At 37.6% G+C, this 22,440-nt stretch carries 21 protein-coding genes; 16 read left to right on the top strand and 5 right to left on the bottom strand.

Annotation, left to right across the window (positions count from 1 at the left end; all coding sequences use genetic code 11):
- Nucleotides 1-159 precede the first annotated feature (159 nt).
- Nucleotides 160-2,139 (top strand): DNA primase, encoded by a 1,980-nt coding sequence (dnaG, locus tag WBM60_RS05850; RefSeq protein WP_424263888.1) that lies wholly within the window; start codon nucleotides 160-162, stop codon nucleotides 2,137-2,139.
- Between the two features lie 93 nt (nucleotides 2,140-2,232).
- Here the strand turns inward: dnaG and WBM60_RS05845 are convergent, their stop codons facing one another.
- Entirely contained in the window at nucleotides 2,233-2,862 is a 630-nt protein-coding gene (locus tag WBM60_RS05845; protein ID WP_299164104.1) for a response regulator, read from the bottom strand.
- 166 nt (nucleotides 2,863-3,028) lie between these two features.
- Nucleotides 3,029-3,817, bottom strand: coding sequence for an NAD(+) synthase (gene nadE / locus WBM60_RS05840; RefSeq protein WP_424263891.1), 789 nt, complete (start codon nucleotides 3,815-3,817; stop codon nucleotides 3,029-3,031).
- Between the two features lie 91 nt (nucleotides 3,818-3,908).
- Here nadE and gldB point away from each other — a divergent pair, with 91 nt between their 5' ends.
- Complete coding sequence (gene gldB, locus WBM60_RS05835; RefSeq protein WP_424276381.1) at nucleotides 3,909-4,871, top strand: gliding motility lipoprotein GldB; 963 nt, start codon at nucleotides 3,909-3,911, stop codon at nucleotides 4,869-4,871.
- Between the two features lie 3 nt (nucleotides 4,872-4,874).
- Nucleotides 4,875-5,213 carry a gliding motility protein GldC gene (gldC, locus tag WBM60_RS05830; RefSeq protein ID WP_424263895.1) on the top strand — a complete coding sequence of 113 codons (339 nt, stop codon included), beginning with the start codon at nucleotides 4,875-4,877 and terminating at the stop codon, nucleotides 5,211-5,213.
- On the opposite strand, the gene WBM60_RS05825 is transcribed toward gldC, so the two are convergent.
- The gene (locus tag WBM60_RS05825; protein ID WP_424282852.1) at nucleotides 5,210-6,826 is read right to left on the bottom strand and encodes a metallophosphoesterase family protein; all 1,617 of its coding nucleotides are present in this window, start codon (nucleotides 6,824-6,826) and stop codon (nucleotides 5,210-5,212) included. The genes gldC and WBM60_RS05825 overlap by 4 nt on opposite strands.
- Before the next feature lie 108 nt (nucleotides 6,827-6,934).
- On the opposite strand from WBM60_RS05825, the gene WBM60_RS05820 reads away from it, so the two are divergent.
- Nucleotides 6,935-7,324, top strand: coding sequence for a GTPase (locus tag WBM60_RS05820; RefSeq protein WP_424263899.1), 390 nt, complete (start codon nucleotides 6,935-6,937; stop codon nucleotides 7,322-7,324).
- A gap of 11 nt (nucleotides 7,325-7,335) precedes the next feature.
- Here the strand turns inward: WBM60_RS05820 and yihA are convergent, their stop codons facing one another.
- Complete coding sequence (gene yihA, locus WBM60_RS05815) at nucleotides 7,336-7,947, bottom strand: ribosome biogenesis GTP-binding protein YihA/YsxC (protein ID WP_424263901.1); 612 nt, start codon at nucleotides 7,945-7,947, stop codon at nucleotides 7,336-7,338.
- A gap of 13 nt (nucleotides 7,948-7,960) precedes the next feature.
- Nucleotides 7,961-8,725: an alpha/beta fold hydrolase gene (locus WBM60_RS05810; RefSeq protein ID WP_424263903.1), complete on the bottom strand. Its 765-nt coding sequence runs from the start codon at nucleotides 8,723-8,725 to the stop codon at nucleotides 7,961-7,963.
- 268 nt (nucleotides 8,726-8,993) lie between these two features.
- On the opposite strand from WBM60_RS05810, the gene mraZ reads away from it, so the two are divergent.
- From mraZ to ftsA, 12 genes are read left to right on the top strand one after another with little or no spacing between them, the layout of a single operon-like run.
- Nucleotides 8,994-9,458 (top strand): division/cell wall cluster transcriptional repressor MraZ, encoded by a 465-nt coding sequence (mraZ, locus tag WBM60_RS05805; RefSeq protein ID WP_424263905.1) that lies wholly within the window; start codon nucleotides 8,994-8,996, stop codon nucleotides 9,456-9,458.
- The gene (rsmH, locus tag WBM60_RS05800) at nucleotides 9,436-10,341 is read left to right on the top strand and encodes a 16S rRNA (cytosine(1402)-N(4))-methyltransferase RsmH (protein WP_424263907.1); all 906 of its coding nucleotides are present in this window, start codon (nucleotides 9,436-9,438) and stop codon (nucleotides 10,339-10,341) included. Before mraZ ends, rsmH begins: the two co-directional genes overlap by 23 nt.
- A 36-nt stretch (nucleotides 10,342-10,377) precedes the next feature.
- Complete coding sequence (locus WBM60_RS05795; protein ID WP_424263909.1) at nucleotides 10,378-10,698, top strand: FtsL-like putative cell division protein; 321 nt, start codon at nucleotides 10,378-10,380, stop codon at nucleotides 10,696-10,698.
- Nucleotides 10,699-12,705: a penicillin-binding protein gene (locus WBM60_RS05790; protein WP_424276378.1), complete on the top strand. Its 2,007-nt coding sequence runs from the start codon at nucleotides 10,699-10,701 to the stop codon at nucleotides 12,703-12,705. It abuts the gene before it with no gap.
- Nucleotides 12,702-14,165, top strand: coding sequence for a UDP-N-acetylmuramoyl-L-alanyl-D-glutamate--2,6-diaminopimelate ligase (locus tag WBM60_RS05785; protein WP_424276377.1), 1,464 nt, complete (start codon nucleotides 12,702-12,704; stop codon nucleotides 14,163-14,165). The genes WBM60_RS05790 and WBM60_RS05785 overlap by 4 nt, the downstream gene beginning before the upstream one ends.
- 20 nt (nucleotides 14,166-14,185) lie before the next feature.
- Nucleotides 14,186-15,406, top strand: a complete 1,221-nt coding sequence (gene mraY / locus WBM60_RS05780) for a phospho-N-acetylmuramoyl-pentapeptide-transferase (protein ID WP_299164081.1) — start codon at nucleotides 14,186-14,188, stop codon at nucleotides 15,404-15,406.
- Nucleotides 15,406-16,740: a UDP-N-acetylmuramoyl-L-alanine--D-glutamate ligase gene (murD, locus tag WBM60_RS05775; RefSeq protein ID WP_424259305.1), complete on the top strand. Its 1,335-nt coding sequence runs from the start codon at nucleotides 15,406-15,408 to the stop codon at nucleotides 16,738-16,740. Before mraY ends, murD begins: the two co-directional genes overlap by 1 nt.
- A 2-nt stretch (nucleotides 16,741-16,742) precedes the next feature.
- Nucleotides 16,743-17,942: an FtsW/RodA/SpoVE family cell cycle protein gene (locus WBM60_RS05770; RefSeq protein ID WP_424259304.1), complete on the top strand. Its 1,200-nt coding sequence runs from the start codon at nucleotides 16,743-16,745 to the stop codon at nucleotides 17,940-17,942.
- Nucleotides 17,929-19,020 (top strand): undecaprenyldiphospho-muramoylpentapeptide beta-N-acetylglucosaminyltransferase, encoded by a 1,092-nt coding sequence (gene murG, locus WBM60_RS05765; protein WP_424259303.1) that lies wholly within the window; start codon nucleotides 17,929-17,931, stop codon nucleotides 19,018-19,020. Before WBM60_RS05770 ends, murG begins: the two co-directional genes overlap by 14 nt.
- Nucleotide 19,021: 1 nt before the next feature.
- The gene (gene murC / locus WBM60_RS05760) at nucleotides 19,022-20,374 is read left to right on the top strand and encodes a UDP-N-acetylmuramate--L-alanine ligase (RefSeq protein WP_424282851.1); all 1,353 of its coding nucleotides are present in this window, start codon (nucleotides 19,022-19,024) and stop codon (nucleotides 20,372-20,374) included.
- The gene (locus WBM60_RS05755) at nucleotides 20,364-21,083 is read left to right on the top strand and encodes a cell division protein FtsQ/DivIB (RefSeq protein ID WP_424259301.1); all 720 of its coding nucleotides are present in this window, start codon (nucleotides 20,364-20,366) and stop codon (nucleotides 21,081-21,083) included. The genes murC and WBM60_RS05755 overlap by 11 nt, the downstream gene beginning before the upstream one ends.
- A 6-nt stretch (nucleotides 21,084-21,089) precedes the next feature.
- Nucleotides 21,090-22,412: a cell division protein FtsA gene (ftsA, locus tag WBM60_RS05750; protein ID WP_424276986.1), complete on the top strand. Its 1,323-nt coding sequence runs from the start codon at nucleotides 21,090-21,092 to the stop codon at nucleotides 22,410-22,412.
- Nucleotides 22,413-22,440 lie beyond the last annotated feature (28 nt).

Genomic DNA, 22,440 nt, shown 5'->3' with positions numbered 1-22,440 from the left:
GTTGTTGTGTTTCCAGGCCGTATTCCAAAAAATAAGATCATCGCTGTTTAATTACGGTTCATGGTTAAAATAATCGTTCACAATCTGTTTGTATCTTAAAAATACGTTATTTTAAAGCATTCAATTTGCTTATTTTTACAGCTCACATAATTTGCTACATTGATTTCAAAATTCACCATTGATCAAGTTTATGAAACCGCCCGCCTGGAGGAGGTAATTGGGGATTTTGTACAATTAAAAAAATCTGGTTCCAATTTTAAAGGTTTGAGTCCCTTTACAGATGAACGCACTCCAAGTTTTATGGTTTCACCCGTAAAACAAATCTGGAAGGACTTTAGTAGTGGTAAGGGCGGAAACGTTGTGGCATTCCTAATGGAACACGAACATTTTACCTATCCCGAGGCCATTAAATATCTCGCAAGGAAATACAATATTGAAATTGAAGAAACAGAGCGTACCGATGAGCAAAAGGAACAGGCCGATGAACGTGAAAGTATGTATCTGGTTTCTGAATATGCCCAGCAATATTTTGAGAAGACACTTTGGGAGAAGGAAATGGGGAAGGCTATTGGACTTAGCTATTTCAGGGAAAGAGGTTTTACCGATGATATCATTAAAAAGTTTGGACTGGGATATAGCCTGGACCAGTGGGACGCTTTTACCAATTCCGCTCTTGAAGAAGGATATCAGCAGGAATTTTTACAAAAAACCGGACTGACAATTGTAAAAGAAGATGCTAACAACCCTGGAGTCTCAAAAAAATTTGACAGATTTAAGGGCAGAGTAATGTTTCCAATCCATTCCATGAGTGGCCGTGTTCTTGGATTTGGGGGCCGGATACTTTCAAATGAAAAAAAAGCAGCCAAATATCTGAATTCCCCGGAAAGCGAAATTTACCATAAGAGTAAAGTGCTATACGGTATATATTTTGCTAAGCAAGCGATCGCTAAGGAGGATAACTGCTATTTGGTTGAAGGCTATACAGATGTTATCCAACTGTATCAAAAAAGAATACATAATGTGGTAGCCTCCAGTGGTACAGCACTTACACCAGAGCAAATACGATTAATAAACAGGCTTACTAAAAATATTACAGTTTTATTTGACGGTGATGCCGCGGGTTTACGGGCATCCTTGAGAGGGATTGACCTTATTCTTGAGCAAGGAATGAATGTAAAAGTCTGCACTTTTCCCGAAGGAGAAGACCCCGATAGTTTTGCCAAGAACAATGAAGTAGACGAGATTATACTTTATCTGAAGGAGAACTCTAAGGATTTTATACAGTTTAAAACTTCCTTGCTGGCCAAAGATGCGGCAAATGATCCAATAAAAAAGGCTGATACTATTCGCGAAATCGTAAACAGCATCTCTAAAATCCCGGATAGGATAAAACGTGAGATCTATATTCAGGAGTGTGCACATATAATGAATATTTCAGAAGATGTTTTATTTAATACACTTGCGCAGATTGGAAGGAAAGAACGGACGGATGCGGCAACAACAGCCAGACAGGAGCATATAGCATTCGAGGTTGTTAAGCATAGCCAAAAAGAGGAAAAGCTGGATGTGCAATATGAGTTGGAAAAAAAGATTATTGAAATGCTTCTGCTTTACGGGAATGAACTTCAGGAATTTGAGGACCTTATTCTGAAAGAAAATGAGGAGGGCGATCTTGTTCTGGAACCTGAAAATATGGAAGCAAAAGTATATGAAAAGGTATACCTGGACCTTCAGGAAGATGAAATAGAACTCACCCATGATAAATTCAGAAATATCTATTACAAATTAATAGAAGGGCTAAATGAGAAAGAAGACTTTTCCATCTCCACGTTTATGACTGAACTAGATCAGGAAATGGTAGCTCAAATTTCTTCGATATTAATGGAAGAGGAAAAGTATGAGCTGCATCACTGGGAGCGAAAAGATATCTATCCAAAAGACAAAGAAAAAAGTATTTCCCAATTAGTAAGTGAAACAATTTTAACTTTAAGATGCTTTCTAATTCAAAAGAGGATTACATCGCTGCAGGAAAACACAGAAGATTTGAATGGTGATCATAAGGAAACCCTGGAAGAGATAATGAACTACCTTCAATTAAACAAACTCTTAAATAAGAAGTTAAATAGGGTGCTCTCATAATACATTTGCCCGGGTAGCTCTTTAAGTTGTGCCTCAGGGATATAAAAAACCCCGACACTTTGGCCAGGGTTACAATTATTTACAAATCTGAACTTAGTACAATTCCAAGGCCTTTGCTTGTTGAAGCAAATCCACAAGATTATCAACATTTAATTTTTTCATTAAACGAGCTTTGTACGTGCTAACAGTTTTTTCATTTAGATTCAAGCCTAGGGCAACGTCTTTGTTTCGCTTTCCGCTGGCCAGAAGCTTAAGAACCTCAACTTCTCGGGTAGACAACTTTCTGAAAAACCTACGGGGCTTTTGAGTTCCTTCATCGAAGGCCAGTCGTTGAGCCAATTCATTAGTGATAAACATATTACCCTCACTTACTTTTCTAACCGCGGTAATTATGTAATCCAAATCTGCAGTTTTTGAAAGATAACCAAATGCACCTGCCCTTATAGTACTAAGTGCATAAACGTCTTCAGATTGACCACTATAGATCAATACCTTTATGTCCGGGTATTCCTGTTTAAGCTTTCTCAGGCTAGCTATTCCATTAATTTCCGGTATGTCCATTTCAAGTATAACAACATCCGGATTCAACGTCTCTAATTTTGTAAAAAGTTCAGTAGTAGTGGCAGCATCATCAATAACTTCAAAACCGGAAGATGAATTTAGTACATTCTTAATTCCCATTCTGACTATTGGATGATTATCTGCGATTAAAACTTTGATCATTTTGATTGGTTTTCTAGATTTTAACGCTAACAAACGTCTAAAAATACTGACATGCAATGTAAGGTTAAATTATCTAATTTCTTAAACAAAAGTGTACTTTTTTTCTCGATTATAGAGAATAATGGAGTCATTATTCGTCTTAATTAACTGATTCTTAGTCAAGATGTTATTTTAGGCTTACGGGAATTTCGCAAACCGGTATAGGAAGCATCTTATGTTGATTCATCGTGTTGTATCTTTTAAAGATGAGAAATACTTCTTTTTCTCTTCCATTGAATTCATCGGCCTTCTTCCCCGCGTTATTCATTTCCATGGCCCATTCTAATTCCGGATAAGAAGCCCCTATCTGATCTTCATCCGTTCGTGAGTCACCCCACAAGCCATCCGTTGGGGGAGCAATAATAATTTCTTCATTAATACCCAAATACTTGGCAATTTCGTAAACCTCAGTTTTGAGAAGATCGGCAATTGGACTAAGATCAACGCCTCCATCCCCATACTTAGTGTAGAAACCAATTCCAAAATCCTCCACCTTATTTCCTGTTCCTGCAACCAGATAATTCTTTAAAGCGGCAAAATAGTAGAGCGTTGTCATGCGAAGTCTCGCTCGGGTGTTCGCTAAAGACATAAACCTGTCTTCTTCATTGTCAACTGATGGCAATGATGCTACGAGATTGTCAAATACCGAAGTGAGATTCACAGCTTGTCTGGATACATTGTCAAAGTTCTGCTGTAACCATGCAATATGATTGGATGCCCTGGTCACCTGTTTTTCACCTTGATGGATTGGCATCTCTATGCATAATAAGTCTAAACCTGTTTTTGCACATAAAGCTGAAGTAACCGCGGAGTCTATCCCACCCGATACACCTATAACAAATCCTTTGATTTTTGCCTCTGTGGCATATGCCTTTAACCAGTTTACAATATGTGCTATTACCTTTTCTGTTTGCATAGGGTACATTATTATATGGAAATACTAACTTTGCTGCGATAAAAATAAAGCCTATACCTTTAATAATAAAACTGAAGAGTAATTACTTTATATGAAAACAAGATTTATTGCGGTTTTAGTTATTCTTATTAGTCTCCATTCTTGTAAAGATGAAACAAGGGTTTCCGAAGATATTTCAAAGATTCAATTAAATCTGACTGTGCTGCGTTTTGATCGGGAATTTGCGGAGGCAACACCCGGAGACATACCCAAACTAAAACAAAAATTCCCTTACCTGTTTCCAAAACAGTATTCAGATAGTGTTTGGATTGCAAAATTGAAAGATACCTTGCAGAATGAAATATTTAGCGAAGTAAATAGGACTTTTCCCAATTTTGATAAGGAAACAGCAGACCTCGAACTTTTCTTTAAACATGTTGTATACCACTTTCCTAATTACCGGACACCAGAGGTTATTACCGTTATTTCTGATGTAGACTATACGAATCGTGTAATTTTGGCAGACACACTTTTACTTATCGGTTTGGATAATTATCTTGGGAAAGACCATAAGTTTTATGGAGGAATAGAACGGTATATTGCAGCCGGACTTGACAAAACTTATTTAATAAGCGATGTTGCAAGTGCTTTTGGCAAAACCAAGCTCCGCTACCCTTCTGACCGTACTTTTTTAGCACAGATGATATACTATGGGAAAGAGTTATATCTTAAAGACAGGTTAATGCCTCTTGCTACTGATGCCCAAAAAATAGTATATACGCCTGAGGAAATAGAATGGGCTCAGGCCAATGAGGAACAGATTTGGCGTTATTTTATTGAACGGGAAATACTTTACAGTACAGACAATATGTTGGCTCCCCGGTTTTTAGATCCGGCTCCTTTTTCAAAATTCAGATTAGAGCTGGATAATGAATCTCCGGGAAGGCTGGGCCGCTATATGGGATGGCAAATAGTAAGGGCATTTATGAATAACAATGATATTAAACTTAATCAATTACTGGACCTGTCCGCCGATGAAATTTTTAAAAAATCAAATTATAAACCCAAAAAATAAATCATGGGAAAATTACATACTTCTCAAATAACGCTAAAAGTGGGCCTGGATGAAAATCGTGTTCCAGAAGAGCTAACCTGGTCCGCAGAAGATGGCGGTATTGTAAACGAGGATGCAAAAGCCATGTTATTGTCAGTGTGGGACAGTAAGAACCAGGAATCCTTAAAAATAGATCTATGGACTAAAGATATGCCTGTAGATGAAATGAAAATTTTCTTTCATCAAACCCTGTTGGCTATGTCCGATACTTTTATGAAGGCTACGCAGGACGAAAAAATGACGACAACCATGAAGGATTTTTGCGCCTATTTTGCAGAGAAGCTTGAATTAAAAAAGGATTAGTCTAAGGTTATGGTAATTGGCCACCCCTCAAATTGAGATGCTTTACCTGTTGTAACATCAGAATTCCTGGGCCAGCATTCAAAAGTTACATTCTTCTGGTTTTTGTTAAATCTGATTAGGCCATAACCTCCTCCCTTGGAAGGACTTTCAGGATTTACATAGGCCATCATACTTATTTTATTACCAAAACCATCCAAATAATCGCCAGTCCATGATAGTGATGTACTTTTGTTAGGATTAACCCCTGCTTGTTCATCTTCAGGCCACCACCAGCGGCTGTAATAGTCATTTACAATTGCAGGTACGATAAAAGCCCATGGTCCGTCCCTAAAGTCATTGATACCATGCTGAATAACGGTAGCCAGATGTTGGTCTCCTGCTATATGAACTGCATTTGCGCTTTTAATTAAGCGCAATGCTTTGTTTCTGCCACTTTGTGGCCAGCCATTAGAATCCAAATCTGCATGCAATCTGTTGTCCAATGACCCATGGATATGGGCACCTCCACAAAATCCTGTTTGAGACAACACCACTTTAATGGACTCTAAATTTTTACTGCCCCAGTCCTTTAAAAAGATTAGTTGTCTTTCACCTAATAAACTCAAACCTTCCAAATCAATGGAATTAGGATCGTACTCGGGATTCCTTATATGGTCAGGACGCGGACCTTGCTGTGGAATCTTGCCTTCAGGTCCGGATTTAAATTTTCTGTCTTCTACTATGGCAAAATCAATACCTCCCAAGGTAAGATTCGTGTAGTATACACCAATGCCTTGTTCAATAGGTGTTGGATCATAGGGGTTCGGAAGATGAGCAGTTTGGCACCTCTCCACCATTTTTACATATTCCGGATGATAGGTATACCCGCCATCACTGCCTCCTTTTGCGGTAGATAATTTACCATTTTCTCCCCAAAGGTTACCTTGCCCAATATCGTGATCATCAGGAATAGTAATACAGGGTCTGTTCCTGAAAGTTTCCCTGAATTGAAGCCCGAATTTAAGCCATGCAGCTGTATGCTCCGTATGATCATAAGACTGATCACCTGCAAAAAAGATGAGATCTGGGTCCTGGTAATTAATATTCCTTACATAATTTTCCCTCAAACCCCTATCTCTGTTTGAATTACAGGAAAGTGCCGCCATTACAATTTCATTTTTATAATCCGGATTTTTTCGAATTGTTCCTTCAAAATAAGCTCGTTCCCCATGAGTAATTCTGTATTTTGTATCTTTTGAATGGTCCCAATTTTCTATCCTGAAAAGTGCAGACCAGCCTAATTCGTTTGCATTTTGTCTTTGGACTACTTTCCATTTTCCATCCTGGTAAAGCGCTAATTTAATTGTCCTTGATTCGTTGGGATAAAGCGGATAAAGCTGCGCAGATAATTTAAGGACATTGGCATGTACAGTATAAAGACCGAAAGCGACAACACTATCTCTGTTTACTTTGAGATTGATAATTTCATTAGGAGCTCTGTTCCACCAGTCGTTGGTAGCAAGAGTATCTATATTTTTAAAAGGGGAGGGTAATAGCGTAAATTGCGGCTGAGCAAAGCTTGTCTGCCATTGCATAGCACACAGCAGCAGGCAACATTTTATAAGTTTAAACATAAAAGAACTGATTAAAGATAGAAGGTGTAAGAATTGAGTATTTTTGTTGACTAGAAACTATGCTGTAAAGTACATTTTCAGTACTTAATTAAATGTATAAATTTATTTATGGAAAACCACGACGAAGCCCGGTTAATTTTTATTTATAATGCCAATTCAGGATTGCGAAATGCCCTTTTAGATGGGGCTCATAAAGCATTAAGTCCGAATACATATCAGTGTAATCTATGTGATTTAACCTTTGGTGTATTTAATGAAAAAAAAGCCTGGAAGAAATTCCGGGAAGAAGTGGACTGGATCATGGAGTTTTTACATAAGGATGAATTTAAAAAACAATACGCATCTAAATTCGGGCATAAATTTGAGTTCCCGATTGTTCTGATAGCCTTAAATGATGAATTACAGGTATTTATTTCTGCGAAAGAACTCAATGAATTGGAAAAAATGGAAGCCTTAATTGATTTAATCAAAAAAAGAGGCAAGGAAATTACGGCGTAGGGCAGTGAGTTTTATTTTTCCTTAAAGAACCCCGTATTTATTGCTTCAATATAGTTTAAAACCTCTTCCTTGCCCATGCCATTTGAAGAAGAAGTGACAAAATGATTTGGAACTTCTTCCCATGCTCCTAAAAGTAGTTGATCTAAGTAATTCTTTACATTTCTTTCAATCGCTTTGGGTTTAAGCTTGTCTGCTTTGGTAAATATTATGGAAAAGGGAATGCCGTTCTCACCCATCCATTGCATAAACTCAAGATCTATTTTCTGGGCTTCGTGTCGTATATCAATTAATAGAAAGGCACTTACTAATTGCACTCTTTTAAGGAAATAATCAGTAATATATTTCTGAAAAGTTTTTTTGTCCTTTTTAGATACGCGAGCGTATCCATATCCTGGAAGATCAACCAGGAACCATTGATTATTTATTTTAAAATGATTGATAAGTTGTGTTTTTCCAGGTCTCCCTGATGTTTTTGCCAAACTCTTGCGAGAAGTAAGCATATTTATCAATGAAGATTTTCCAACATTTGATCTTCCTATGAAGGCATATTCGGGTAAAGGCTGGTTGGGGCACTTCTCTACACTGGAGTTGCTCATCAAAAAGTCGGCAGACTTTATCTTCATGACAGTATGTAAGTTAGAATTTACGCTTCTGTAACCATTCGTCCAGAATGACATTGAATTCATTAGGATGTTCCATCATAGGCGCATGACCACACTCCTTTATCCAGAATAGTTCTGAATCCGGCAGTAATTCATGAAATTCCCGAGCAACATTTGGTGGGGTTACGGAATCATTTTCTCCCCAAATTATACAGGTTGGAGTCTTCATATTCGGTAAATCCTTAGACATATTGTGTCTTATGGCACTTTTGGCAATGGCCAGTGTCTTCACCAATTTCCTTCTGTCATTTACAGTGGCAAATACTTCATCCACAATTTCTTTAGTAGCTACTGCAGGGTCGTAAAAAACATCCTGCGCCTTCTTTTTAATAAATTCATAATCCCCTCTTTTGGGATAGCCATCTCCCATGGCACTTTCGTAAAGACCGGAACTTCCTGTAATTACAAGAGCTTTCACCATTTTAGGATAAAGTTTGGTATGTAATAAACCTACATGACCTCCAAGGGAATTGCCTAATAAAATCACATCTTTAAGTCCTTTGAATTCAATAAATTTTTCAAGGAACCTGGCAAAGTTTTTTACATTGGTTTTTAACAATGGCAAAGAGTAGATTGGCAATTCAGGTATTAAAACTTTATAGCCTTTGTTTGGAAAATAATTGGTTACCCCGTGAAAATTACTGAGTCCTCCCATAAGACCGTGAAGAATAATCATAGGAGTTCCTTCTCCTACCTCAATAAACTTATATTTTCCTTCTTTTTTAATGTGTTCTTCCATTAAATACTGCTTCTGGCTTCAGTGGGCAAATATAGACATTTCCTAATAATACAAATACTTATGCAAAAAAGAAGGTACCTTTACAATACCATATTTTTTTTCAAAAATAAAGACATCCCGCTATTAGCAGCAGCTTCTAAAATGGCCGGACTTGGCACTATATTTCTCTACGCGCACGGATTTTTTTTCAACAAAGTGGTAAATTGTGGTAAATTGTGGTAATAATTTCTATATATTTGAGTTTATATTAGAAAACCAGCCGATTTAAGTGATAAGTTTTATAGGGACATATGATTGCAAAGCTGATGTTAAAGGGCGGATAATGATACCCGTCACCCTCAAAAACCAGATGGCCCCTGTTCTAAACAAGGGCTTTGTCATAAAACGCTCCGTGTTTCAGCCTTGCCTGGAACTGTATCCAATGGATGAATGGAATTTGTTGATGGAAAAAATGAATAAGAAGAACAGATTCAAGAAGAAGAACAATGATTTCATCAGGCGGTTTTCAGCCGGTGTGAAACCCATAGAAATAGATGGGACAGGCAGATTGCTTATACCTAAAAACCTGGTTTCCATTGCTGGGATTAGCAAGGAAGTTGTTTTGAGTTCGGCTATAAATATTATTGAGATTTGGGATAAGGATAGCTATGAAAAAGTAATTGATGAAACTGCTGAAAATTTTGCAGAATTAGCGGAAGAGGTAATGGGTGATGATGGAGACGAACTATCATAACCCGGTTTTATTAAAGGAGTCTGTTGACGGTCTCAACATATTGGAAAATGGAATTTATGTAGATGTGACTTTTGGCGGGGGTGGACATTCCAAAGAGATTTTAAGAAGATTGGGCAGTGGGGGTGTATTGTTTGCTTTTGATCAGGATGAAGAAGCTTTGAAAAATGTAATTGCAGATGATAGGTTTACTCTGATCAACGAAAATTTTAGGTATATAAAGCAGTTTTTAAAGTTCTATGGCATTCGGAAAGTAGACGGAATCTTAGCAGATTTTGGAGTTTCTTCCCATCAGTTTGATAAGGCTGAGCGGGGTTTTTCTACCCGTTTTGACGCCGATTTGGATATGAGGATGAGTTCTAGAAATAAGAAGAGTGCTTATGAAGTGATTAATTCTTATGCCTATGATGATCTTAGAAATATATTGTTTCGTTATGGCGATTTGCGACGCGCAGATGCAATGGCGAAAACTATTATAGAACATCGGATAAAAGAGCCTGTTAAAACAACCGCAGACCTAAAAATGGTATTGAAGGAATATCTGCCAAAGTTTAGAGAAAACAAGATTTTAGCACAGGTATATCAGGCAATACGCATTGAAGTAAATCAGGAATTAGTGGCAATAGAAGAATTTTTATTGCAAACTCCTGAGATCATGGATAAAGGTGGCCGGCTGAGTTTAATTAGTTACCACTCATTGGAAGATAGATTGGTTAAAAGATTCATTAGAGCAGGTAGTTTTTCGAGTGAACCGGAAAAGGACTTTTACGGAAATATTAATGTTCCGTTTAAAAAGGTAGGCGGATTAATTGTTCCCTCTGCCGCTGAAATTTCGAAGAATAGCAGAGCACGCAGTGCAAGGCTGCGAATAGCAGAACGAATATAATTTGTGGATTTGGATATTTAAAACAATATAAAACTCATGAGAAAAGGGATCATCGATATTTTAAAAGGCAAGTTCTTGGTGAGTGGAGATGCACCAAAAAATTGGCTCTTTATAATTTTTGCCTCCGTTTTGGCAACCATAATGATTGCAAGTTCTCACAGTGCGGATAAAAAAGTACACCAGGTTGCTGCACTGAATGAACAGGTCAAAGAATTAAAAAACGAATTCGTAGATATGCGCTCAGACTTACAACGATTAAAATTAGAATCAACCATCACGACGAATGTAATGGTTGAAGGTCTTTTTCCATCTGAAGTACCACCGAGAAAAATAAAAGTAAAAACCAATAAAAAATAAGTGGCTATCACTGATAAAAAAATATTGACCAGACTTTATATAGTATCAGCATGTCTGTTCCTGTTTGCGATTGCAGTGGTCGTAAAACTTGTTAGTATTCAGATGGTTCATGGCAATAAGTACAAAGAGATGGCGCTTCAACGTACGGAAAGGCTTTTTACCATTGCCCCAAACAGGGGAAATCTCTATTCAGATGACGGAAGTCTGTTAGCTACATCGGTCTCAAGGTATACGATTCGCTTTGATGCGGTCACGGTGAAAAGCTCAGATTTTGAAGAAGAAGTACAGCCTTTGTGTGATGCTCTTTCAAAACTATTTGAAAAGCCATCCGCCTATTATGAACAAATTTTAAGAAAAGCAAAAGCAAATAAAAACAGATACGCCTTGGTAGCCAGGAATCTTGATTATTCTGACTATATAGAAGTTAAAAGCTTTCCGCTTTTTAACAAAGGACCAAATAGGGGAGGTTTTATAGTAGAGCAAAAAACTGTAAGGGAGCATCCTTTAGGGAAAATAGCAGAAAGAAGCGTGGGGTATGAACGATTTGATGAAAATGGCTATGCAACCAGGGTAGGACTTGAAGGCGCCTTTGGTAATTATTTAAGAGGAGTAGAAGGAAAAAGACTGAAACAGAAAATTGCTAAAGGTCAGTGGAAACCTATTGGCTTAGACAATATTGTTGAACCAAAAGACGGGTATGATGTAGTGTCGACCATCGATATCAATATTCAGGATATTGCGCATCATGGGCTCTTAACACAATTAGAAAAGTATAAAGCCGATCATGGATGTGTAATTGTAATGGAAACCAAAACTGGCGAAATAAAGGCAATTTCTAATCTTGGAAGGACTGAGGATGGCAAGTATTATGAAAGATTAAATTATGCGATAGGCGAATCTCATGAACCCGGATCTACCTTTAAATTAATGTCGCTGGTTGCTGCCCTGGAAGATCATAAAATTGACACAAGCACAGTTATTGATACTGAAAAGGGACATTGGAGAATATACGATAGAATAGTAAGGGATTCTAAACATGGAGGTTATGGCAAAATTTCAATGGCAAAGGCTTTTGAAGTTTCTTCGAATACAGCTTTCGCCAAAATGATTCATAACAGTTATAAAGAAGAACCATCAGTTTTTGTAGATCGGCTTATGTCTATGGGGCTCCATGAGGAACTGGGAATGCCAATAAAGGGCGAAGGTAAGCCTGTAATTAGATACCCCGGAGATAAGGGATGGTCCGGTATTTCCCTGGCATGGATGTCTCATGGCTATGAAGTATCCTTAACCCCTTTACAGACGCTTGCTTTTTACAACGCTATCGCTAATGATGGTCAGCTATTGCGGCCCAGACTTATAAAAGAAGTTAAGGAATGGAACAAAACCATTTATACGTTCGATAAAGAAATTATTAATGAGGCTATTTGCTCTAAGGAAACCGCTAAACAGGTGCGTGACTTGTTAAAAAATGTAGTTGAAAAAGAGCACGGAACTGGTCATCGACTTTATTCTCCAAACTTTTCAATGGCCGGTAAAACGGGAACAGCACAAAAAAACTATGTAACCCGTGACCCCGACAAACTGAGGTACATATCAACTTTTGCCGGGTATTTCCCTGCAGATAACCCAAAGTACTCCTGTATAGTGGTGATCCATGAACCAGATAAAAGTGTTGGCTACTATGGTGCCGACGTGTCAGGGCCGGTATTTAAATCCATAGCCAGGAAGATTTATGCCAACAACCCATTAATAGACGAAATAGAAACCTTAGAACCTTTGAATGAAGATTTAGATGCAAGTTTTCAAAGCTACTATGCAGAGTCACAAAAGAATCATAATCAGATGCCAGATGTAAAGGGAATGAGTGGAATGGATGCAATTTCTATCCTCGAAAACATGGGTTTGGAGGTAGAGGTCAAAGGAAATGGCAAAGTAAAAAAGCAATCAATTTCTAAGGGAACAGATTTAGAAAAAGTAAAGAAAATAATTTTAGAACTTTCATGAAGCCCCTAAAGGATATACTATTTGGAGTAAGCCTTACTGCCGTGAGCGGATCTACCGGGGTTATGGTGAATACCATATGTTTTGATTCCAGAAAAGTAGCTGAGGGTAGTGTTTTTGTCGCTATCAAAGGTACTTTAACGGATGGGCATAAATATATTGATAAAGCAATAGCCGCAGGTGCTAATTCGATAGTGTGTGAAAATCTTCCGGGAGATTTGATTAACGATATAACCTATGTGGAAGTTCTTGATGCCAACCAGGCCTTGGCTATAATGGCGTCAAATTTCTATGATAATCCATCTAAAAATTTAAAGCTTGTAGGTGTCACTGGTACTAACGGTAAGACTACGGTTAGCAGTTTGTTATATCAATTATTTAAAAAAGCGGGGTATAAAGTTGGCCTGCTATCTACTATTAGAATAATGGTGGATAACGAAGAATTTCCTACGAGCCATACGACCCCGGATGCCATGACCATTAATCAATATCTCTCTCTAATGAATGAGGCAGGTGTTGAATTTTGTTTTATGGAAGTAAGTTCCCACGGCATTCACCAAAAAAGAACAGAAGGGTTGGTCTTTGAGGGCGCAATATTCACAAATTTATCACATGACCACCTGGATTATCACAAAACGTTTGCTGAATACAGGGATACAAAAAAGAAATTATTTGATGATTTACCCAAAAGAGCATTTGCCTTAACAAATATTGACGATAAAAACGGTCTTGTGATGTTGCAAAATACGGCAGCTAAAAAATATACCTATGCTCTAAAAAGTTATGCCGACTACAGGGCCCAAGTTTTGGAAAATCAATTTAACGGACAGTTATTAAAAATTGATGATAATGACCTTTGGACCCGGTTAATTGGTCATTTTAATGCTTACAACATATTGGCTATATATGCTACAGCTGACCTATTGGGATTAGAAAAACTTGAGACCCTGAGATTATTGAGCGAATTGGAAAATGTAGACGGAAGGTTTCAATATTATATATCTAAAGAAAGAATAACGGCTATTGTTGATTATGCCCATACGCCGGACGCCTTAAAAAATGTACTTGAGACAATCAATACATTGAGGACTGGAAATGAAAACGTCATCACCGTAGTGGGGTGTGGTGGTGATCGTGACAGGTCTAAGCGTCCGGTAATGGGTCATATCGCTTCAGCGATGAGTAGTAAAGCTATTTTTACATCAGACAATCCACGATCCGAACCACCTCTTATAATCATTGAAGAGATGGAAGCCGGCGTAGAACCACAGAATCTCAGGAAAGTTTTATCAATTGAAAATCGAAACCAGGCAATAAAGACAGCCTGTCAGTTAGCAGTACCTAATGATATAATCCTGGTTGCGGGTAAAGGTCATGAGACCTATCAGGAAACCAATGGTGAGCGCGTGGATTTTGATGATTTTAAAATTATAAAGGAAGTGCTGACAAGTTTAAATAAGTAATAAGAAATAGATAACATAATATGCTGTATTATCTGTTCGAGTATTTAGAAAAGCAATATCAACTGCCGGGAGCAAGTCTGTTTCAGTTTCAGACATTCAGGGCAGCTATGGCGGTGCTGCTTTCTTTATTATTGGCAACAGTTTATGGAAAGCGCATTATTCTTTTTCTGAAGCACAAACAAATAGGGGAGACTATCAGGGATTTGGGGCTTGAAGGGCAAAAGCAAAAGACAGGTACTCCAACAATGGGCGGCTTGATAATAATAATGTCCACTTTGATTCCGGTTTTATTGTTTGCCGATATAATGAATATTTATGTCATTTTATTGATAGTTACCACAATATGGATGGGTATCATCGGATTTGTAGATGACTACATTAAAATATTCAGGAATAATAAAAAAGGGCTCAAAGGCAGGTTTAAAGTGATAGGTCAGGTTGTACTTGGACTTATCGTGGGTGCAACATTATACTTCCATCCGGAAGTCACCATGCGGGAAAGGACCAATACTATAATTACGGAGCAATATAAGGTTGAAAACGTTAAAGGGGAAGATATTAAATCTACAATGACTACTGTTCCGTTTTTTAAAAACAACGAACTGGATTACAGTAATCTGATCTCCTGGGCCGGTGAGAAGGCAGTTTCGTATGCATGGTTAATTTTTATTCCAATTGTCATCTTAATAGTCACTGCGGTTTCCAATGGAGCAAATCTTACAGATGGTATTGATGGTTTAGCGGCTGGTTCATCTGCGATAATTGTTCTTACTCTGGGGATTTTTGCATGGGTCTCCGGTAATATAATTTTTTCCGAGTACCTCGATATCATGTACATTCCCAAGGCTGGTGAACTTTTGGTCTTCATTGCCGCTTTTGTAGGGGCATTGGTAGGTTTTTTATGGTATAACGCATTTCCTGCCCAGGTATTTATGGGTGACACCGGAAGTCTTACGATAGGGGGCGTTATAGCAGTAATTGCATTAATTGTAAGAAAAGAATTGTTGATTCCCATACTGTGTGGAATATTCTTCGCGGAGTCCATTTCAGTGATGTTGCAGGTGGGTTATTTCAAATACACGAAAAACAGATCAGGTGAAGGGAAGCGAATTTTTTTAATGGCCCCCTTACATCACCATTATCAAAAAAAGGGATATCACGAAAGTAAAATAGTTACAAGATTTTGGATTATAGGAATACTATTAGCCATAATTACAATTGTGACACTCAAAGTGAGATAATGAAATTAATGGTTGTACTCGGCGCTGGTGAAAGTGGAGTTGGAACGGCCATTCTGGCAAAAAAAATGGATTATCTGGTTTTTGTCTCAGATAAGGGTAAGATTAAAGAAAAATATAAAAACGTTCTTGAACATTTTGAGATTGATTGGGAGGAAGAACAGCATTCGGAAGACAAAATTCTCAATGCTGATCTAGTAATGAAAAGCCCTGGTATTCCGGATACGGTACCTCTGGTAAAAAAACTTGTCAAAAAAGGTATTCCGGTTATTTCGGAGATTGAGTTTGCAGCTAAACACACAAATGCCAGAATAATAGGAATTACGGGAAGTAACGGTAAAACCACTACTACGATGCTTACCTATCACATTTTAAAAAATGGAGGTTTAAACGTGGGAATGGCAGGAAATATTGGCGACAGTTTTGCCAAAATGGTAGCGGAACGCGATTATGACTTCTATGTACTTGAAATAAGCAGTTTTCAGTTAGATGGAATTGTAGATTTTAAACCAAATATAGCGGTAATAACAAATATTACCCCGGACCATTTAGATAGGTATGATAATTCTTTTGAAAACTATGTGTCTTCAAAATTCAGAATTGTACAAAACCAGGACACCGAAGATAGTTTGATTTATGATTGTGATGATGATGTAATTGTAAGTTGGCTGGAGAGGAACCCAATTAGATCAAAATTATTGCCTTTTACAATTAATGATAAACTCAAAGAAGGGGCATGGTTGGAGAATGACAAAATATTAATTAGGACAGAAAATAAAACAATTGAAATGGAAGCAGATTCTTTGGCACTAGAAGGTTTACACAACCTTAAAAATACAATGGCGGCATCAACGGTTGCAAAATTGGTTGGTATTCGCAAGGATACTATCCGTGAAAGTATTCAGAATTTTCAAGGAGCTGCACATCGTTTGGAAAAGGTTTTAAAAATCCATCATGTACAATATATAAATGATTCAAAGGCCACCAATGTAAATGCCACCTATTATGCTTTGGAAAGTATAAAAACACCTATTGTCTGGATTGTTGGTGGCGTGGATAAAGGGAATGACTATAAAGTTCTGATGCCCTTAGTAAGGGAAAAAGTAAAAGCTATCATTTGCCTGGGTATGGATAATTCAAAAATTAAATATGCTTTTGGTAATGTGGTCGATTTAATCGTTGAGACTTACGCTATGACCGAAGCTGTAAAAGTTGCCTATAAAATTGCTGAAAGAGGAGATACTGTTTTGCTATCTCCGGCATGCGCTAGTTTTGATCTTTTTAAAAATTATGAAGACAGGGGAAATCAATTTAAAGAAGCAATAAAAAACTTGTAAAAATGTCTGGGTTTGTAGGAAATATAAAAGGGGATAAAGCCATTTGGGGCGTAGTTGCTCTGCTGGCTCTTTTTTCCTTTTTACCTGTTTACAGTGCCAGCAGTAATCTGGTTTATGTAGTTGGAAATGGCACAACAATTGGTCATTTGGTTAAACACGGGATGTTGCTGCTTTTGGGATTTGGAATAATCTATGGTGTTCATAAAATTCCGACCCATTTTTTTAAGGGGTTATCTATTATTGCTCTGCCCATAGTGTTGGTTCTGTTGGCATATACTCTGGCTCAGGGCACTACAATAGACGGTGCAAATGCCAGTAGATGGATACGCCTCCCTTTGGTAGGAATAACTTTTCAAACTTCAAATCTGGCAGCGGTGGTTCTAATGATCTATGTGGCGAGATACCTGACCAGAATTAAAGATAAAACAATCACTTTTAATGAAAGCCTGGTACCCTTGTGGCTGCCTGTTTTTCTAGTCACCATTTTAATTTTACCGGCTAATTTCTCTACTGCGGCCATACTTTTTTTTATGGTACTGATGCTATGCTTTTTAGGGGGTTATCCACTAAAATATCTTTCAGGGATAGTAGGTACGGGATTGTTAATACTTACCATTTTTATTCTTACGGCAAAAGCTTATCCTGATCTTTTTCCAAACAGGGTGGACACCTGGATAAATAGAGTAGAAAGTTTTTGGGATCCGGCAGATACAGAGTCGGACTATCAGATAGAAAAAGCAAAAATAGCCATTGCAAGTGGTGGAATAGTTGGGAATGGAGCAGGTAAAAGTGTAATGAAAAATTTTCTACCTCAGAGTTCATCAGATTTTATTTATGCCATTATAATCGAAGAGTACGGATTGGTGGGAGGGTTTGTACTAATGTTCTTTTATATGCTTTTGTTATTCCGAATTGTAGTAGTAGCAAATTCAAATGAGACTGTATTTGGCAAATTATTAGTAGTTGGTGTTGGGTTGCCTATTGTTTTTCAGGCGCTTATAAATATGGCGGTGGCAGTAGAGTTATTTCCTGTGACAGGGCAAACTTTGCCACTAATTAGTAGTGGAGGAACATCTATTTGGATGACTTGTCTGGCTATTGGAATTGTGTTAAGTGCAAGCAGAAAATTTAAATCGATTGATGTTAAAAAATCTGATGTTAATGATACTAACCCCTTAGAAGTGCTAAGTGGACAATTATAGGTTTATATTATCTGGTGGTGGAACAGGAGGACATATTTATCCGGCAATAGCCATAGCCGATGAATTAAAATTAAGACATCCGAATGCAGCGTTTTTATTTGTTGGTGCAAAAGACAGGATGGAGATGGAAAAAGTGCCGGGGGCGGGGTACAAGATAAAAGGTTTGTGGATTAGTGGAATACAAAGAAAGTTGTCATTAAAAAATTTAATATTCCCATTTAAACTAATTAGTAGTTTGATTAGCGCAGGAAAAATAGTGAAGAAGTTTAAACCCCATGTAGTTATAGGTACAGGGGGGTTTGCCAGTGGGCCTGTATTAAAAATGGCTTCCAGAAAAGGAATCCCTTGTGTGTTACAGGAGCAGAATTCATATGCAGGGATCACGAATAAATTACTGGCTAAGCACGTAGCAAAAATATGTGTTGCCTATGATGATATGGAAAGGTTTTTCCCAGTAGATAAAATTGTAAAAACGGGGAATCCTGTCAGAGCAGATTTGATAGCTCCTTTGAAGCATAATGATAAAGCTTATGAATTCTTTGGTTTGAACCCGGAAAAAATAACGTTGCTGGTCCTGGGAGGAAGTCTGGGTGCACGGAGAATAAATCAACTTATAGAAAAGGAATTGGATTTCTTTTCAAAATTAGGGATTCAACTTATTTGGCAATGTGGCCGTGGATACTATGAAGAATATAAAAAATTTCATGCTACAGATGTGAAAATATACGATTTTTTGAATAAAATGAATTTCGCTTATTCCGCTGCGGACATAATCATTTCAAGGGCTGGAGCCAGCTCAGTTTCTGAATTATGCATAGTTGGTAAACCGGTGATATTTATTCCCTCGCCAAATGTAGCAGAAGACCATCAATCCAAAAATGCGAGAAGTCTTGTTTTAAAACAAGCGGCATTGATGGTGGAGGAAAAAGATCTGGCTGACAAATTTGAAAGCGTTTTTTCAGATTTGAATAACTCTGGGGATAGTAAGAAATTGTTGGGAGAAAATATAAAAGCACTGGCACAGCCTGATGCTACTAAAAACATTGTAGATGAAATAGAACATCTGCTGAAAATTTAACATGAGGCTAAAAGACATACATAACATTTATTTTATTGGTATTGGAGGAATTGGTATGTCTGCTCTTGCGCGATACTTTAAGCTATTAAAAAAGAATGTAGCCGGTTATGACAAAACGGAGACGCCCTTGACTCGTGAGATTTCTGATTTAGGAATTGAGATACATTATACAGATGATATCTCTGAAATTCCAGCAGACTATAAAAATGTTGAGAATACCCTGGTTGTCTACACCCCCGCAATTCCTGATGACCATAAAGAATTCCGTTTTTTTGCCTCAGGAGGGTTTGAAATAAAAAAACGTTCGGAGGTATTAGGAATTATCACCAAGGATACTTTTTGTTTGGCAGTGGCAGGAACCCATGGTAAAACAACAACAAGTAGCATTCTAGCGCATTTGTTAAAAGAAACAGGGACACCGGTCACCGCCTTTCTTGGTGGTATTTCGGAAGATTTTAATAGTAATTTTTGGTTCGGGGGCAGTGAATATTCTGTTGTGGAAGCCGATGAATATGATCGTTCATTTTTACAGTTATCGCCTGATGTTGCCTGTATTACTTCAATAGATGCAGATCATTTGGATATTTATGGTGATAGTACAGAACTAAGAAAATCTTTTAGGGAATTTGTTGATAAACTAAAGCCCGGCGGGAAACTGTTTATAAGAAATGGTTTGCCTTTAGAAGGAATAACCTATGGAATAGAAGATGACTCGGATTATTGTATAAGAAATTTAAGAATAATACATGGCGCCTACGTTTTTGATTTGGAAACTCCAGACACTACCCTTAAAGGGGTTAAGTTTAACAAACCAGGAAAGCATAACTTGCTTAATGGTCTGGTGGCTTTTGCGATGGCAATACAGGTTGGATCCCCACCTAATCGACTTGCTAAAGCATTGGAAACCTTTAAGGGTGTGCAACGGAGATTTTCATATCGAATAAAGAATGTCGACTTTGTCTTTATAGATGATTATGCGCACCATCCGACGGAAATAAATGCCGTATATGATGCCATCTCCGAGATGCATGAGAGTAAAAAAATACTCGCCGTTTTTCAACCCCATTTATTTTCGAGAACAAGAGATTTCGTGGATGATTTCGCACGCAGTCTTTCGCAATTTGATAGTGTTTTATTATTGGATATCTATCCGGCAAGAGAAAAACCCATTGCTGGGGTGACTTCGGAATGGCTAATGGGAAAAATAAAGATTCAGAATAAGAAATTAATCCAAAAAGCGGATCTGATTGAGGAAATAAAAAGACAAGAACCGGAAGTATTGGTTACCATGGGTGCCGGTGATATTGGATTGGAAATATCAAAAATAGAAAAAGAACTGGAACATGAAAATTAATTGGAATTACATCAAATTTGTGGGTTTAATAATTTGTATTACGGGGCTTTATGCATTTTCAGGTCATAGAAGTGATTCAAGAACTGTAGAAGGCATTACGCTAAAATTCACAGGGGAGAACAATCTCTACCTTACCCAGTCTATGGTTAATAAATTGTTAATACAAAATTATGGTATCATTAAAAACATGCCTAAAGAAAAATTAGATTTGGATACTATAGAAAAGGTCATAGAGGCCAATGAAATGGTAAAAAGTGCCCAAGTTTATCTTACTATAAGTGGTGAGCTTACATCGAACATTGTACAAAGGCAGCCAATAGGACGTGTGGAGGGAATGACAAAATTCTACCTGGATGAGGAAGGTAAAAACATGCCGTTGTCCAGTAATCACTCTGCACGAGTGCCAATCATTACGGGCAATATTACCGGTAAAAGTTTAGAAGATGTTTATGTGATATTAAATTACATAAACAGGGACAACTTTTTAAGGAAAAATGTAATCGGAATTCACATTGAGGATGAAGAAAATTATCAATTGAAATTCCGACTGGAAAACTTTGTGGTGAATTTAGGTAATGTGGACGATTTAGAACAGAAGTTCAATAATTTCAAAGCTTTTTATACCAAAGCTGCCAAGGACAAAACATTAGAAAATTATAATATAGTAAGCTTAGAATTTAATAATCAAGTAGTGTGCACCAAAATTTAAAATAATATGGAACAAAGTAATTATTCAGTTGGATTAGATATAGGTACTACAAAAATTGTTGCCATTATCGGAAAGGAAAACGAGTATGGCAAAATTGAGGTTTTGGGCATTGGCAGGTCAAAAAGCCTGGGTGTGCATCGGGGTGTGGTAAATAACATAACACAAACCATAAAATCTATTCAACAGGCTGTTGAACAAGCGGAAGCCGATTCAGGTTTAAAGATAGGGTCCGTTGTTGTTGGGATTGCCGGACAACATATTAGGAGCCTCCAGCATAGCGATTATATTACAAGAGCTAATTCTGAAGAAGTAATCAATGAGGACGATCTGGATAAACTTTGTAATCAGGTATATAAATTGGTTATGCTACCCGGAGAAGAAATCATCCATGTTTTGCCTCAGGAATATAAGGTAGACGGACAGGCTGAAATAAAACAACCTATTGGAATGTACGGCGGAAGGCTTGAAGCTAATTTCCACGTGGTTGTCGGCCAGGTTTCATCTATTAAAAACATTGGCAGATGCATCAAAAGTGCCGGCCTTGACCTGGGTAATATTACCCTTGAACCCCTCGCATCTTCAGATGCGGTTCTTAGTCAGGAAGAAAAGGAAGCAGGAGTTGCCTTAATAGATATAGGTGGTGGTACAACTGACCTTGCTATTTTTAAAGATGGCATCATAAGGCATACAGCTGTAATTCCGTTTGGCGGGAATGTTATTACGGAAGATATTAAAGAAGGTTGTTCAATTATCGAGAAACAAGCGGAGCTTCTCAAAATGAAATTTGGTTCTGCATGGCCAGGCGAAAACAAGGACAATGAAATAGTTTCTATCCCCGGATTGCGTGGAAGAGAACCAAAGGAAATTACACTAAAAAATCTTTCTAAGATAATACATGCAAGAGTCGTTGAGATTGTTGAGCAGGTTTATGTTGAAATCAAAAATTACGGACATGAGGAGCAAAAGAAAAAACTAATTGCGGGGATTGTATTAACAGGTGGAGGAAGCCAGTTGAAGCATCTGAAGCAGTTGGTAGAATATATTACAGGTATGGATACCAGAATAGGATACCCTAATGAGCATTTGGCAGGAGATTCCGATCAGGAAATTGCCAGTCCTTTATATGCCACCGCAGTAGGATTGCTGATGAACGCAATTGAAAATAAAGGAAGAAATCCTAATTATCAAGAGGAAACCAGGAATGAAGAAGAATTGGTTTTAGAAGGTCATCCTGAAGGTAAAACAACCGAAAAGTCAAGAAGAGAGAGAAAATCTGTATTTGATCTCTGGTCAGAAAAACTTAAAGATTTTTTAGATAACGCAGAGTAAACCTAAATCGTAGCACATATTAACCAGT

This window comes from Eudoraea sp. (assembly GCF_049669105.1).
Lineage (GTDB): Bacteria > Bacteroidota > Bacteroidia > Flavobacteriales > Flavobacteriaceae > Eudoraea.
This window is presented reverse-complemented; position numbering and strand designations above follow the sequence as displayed.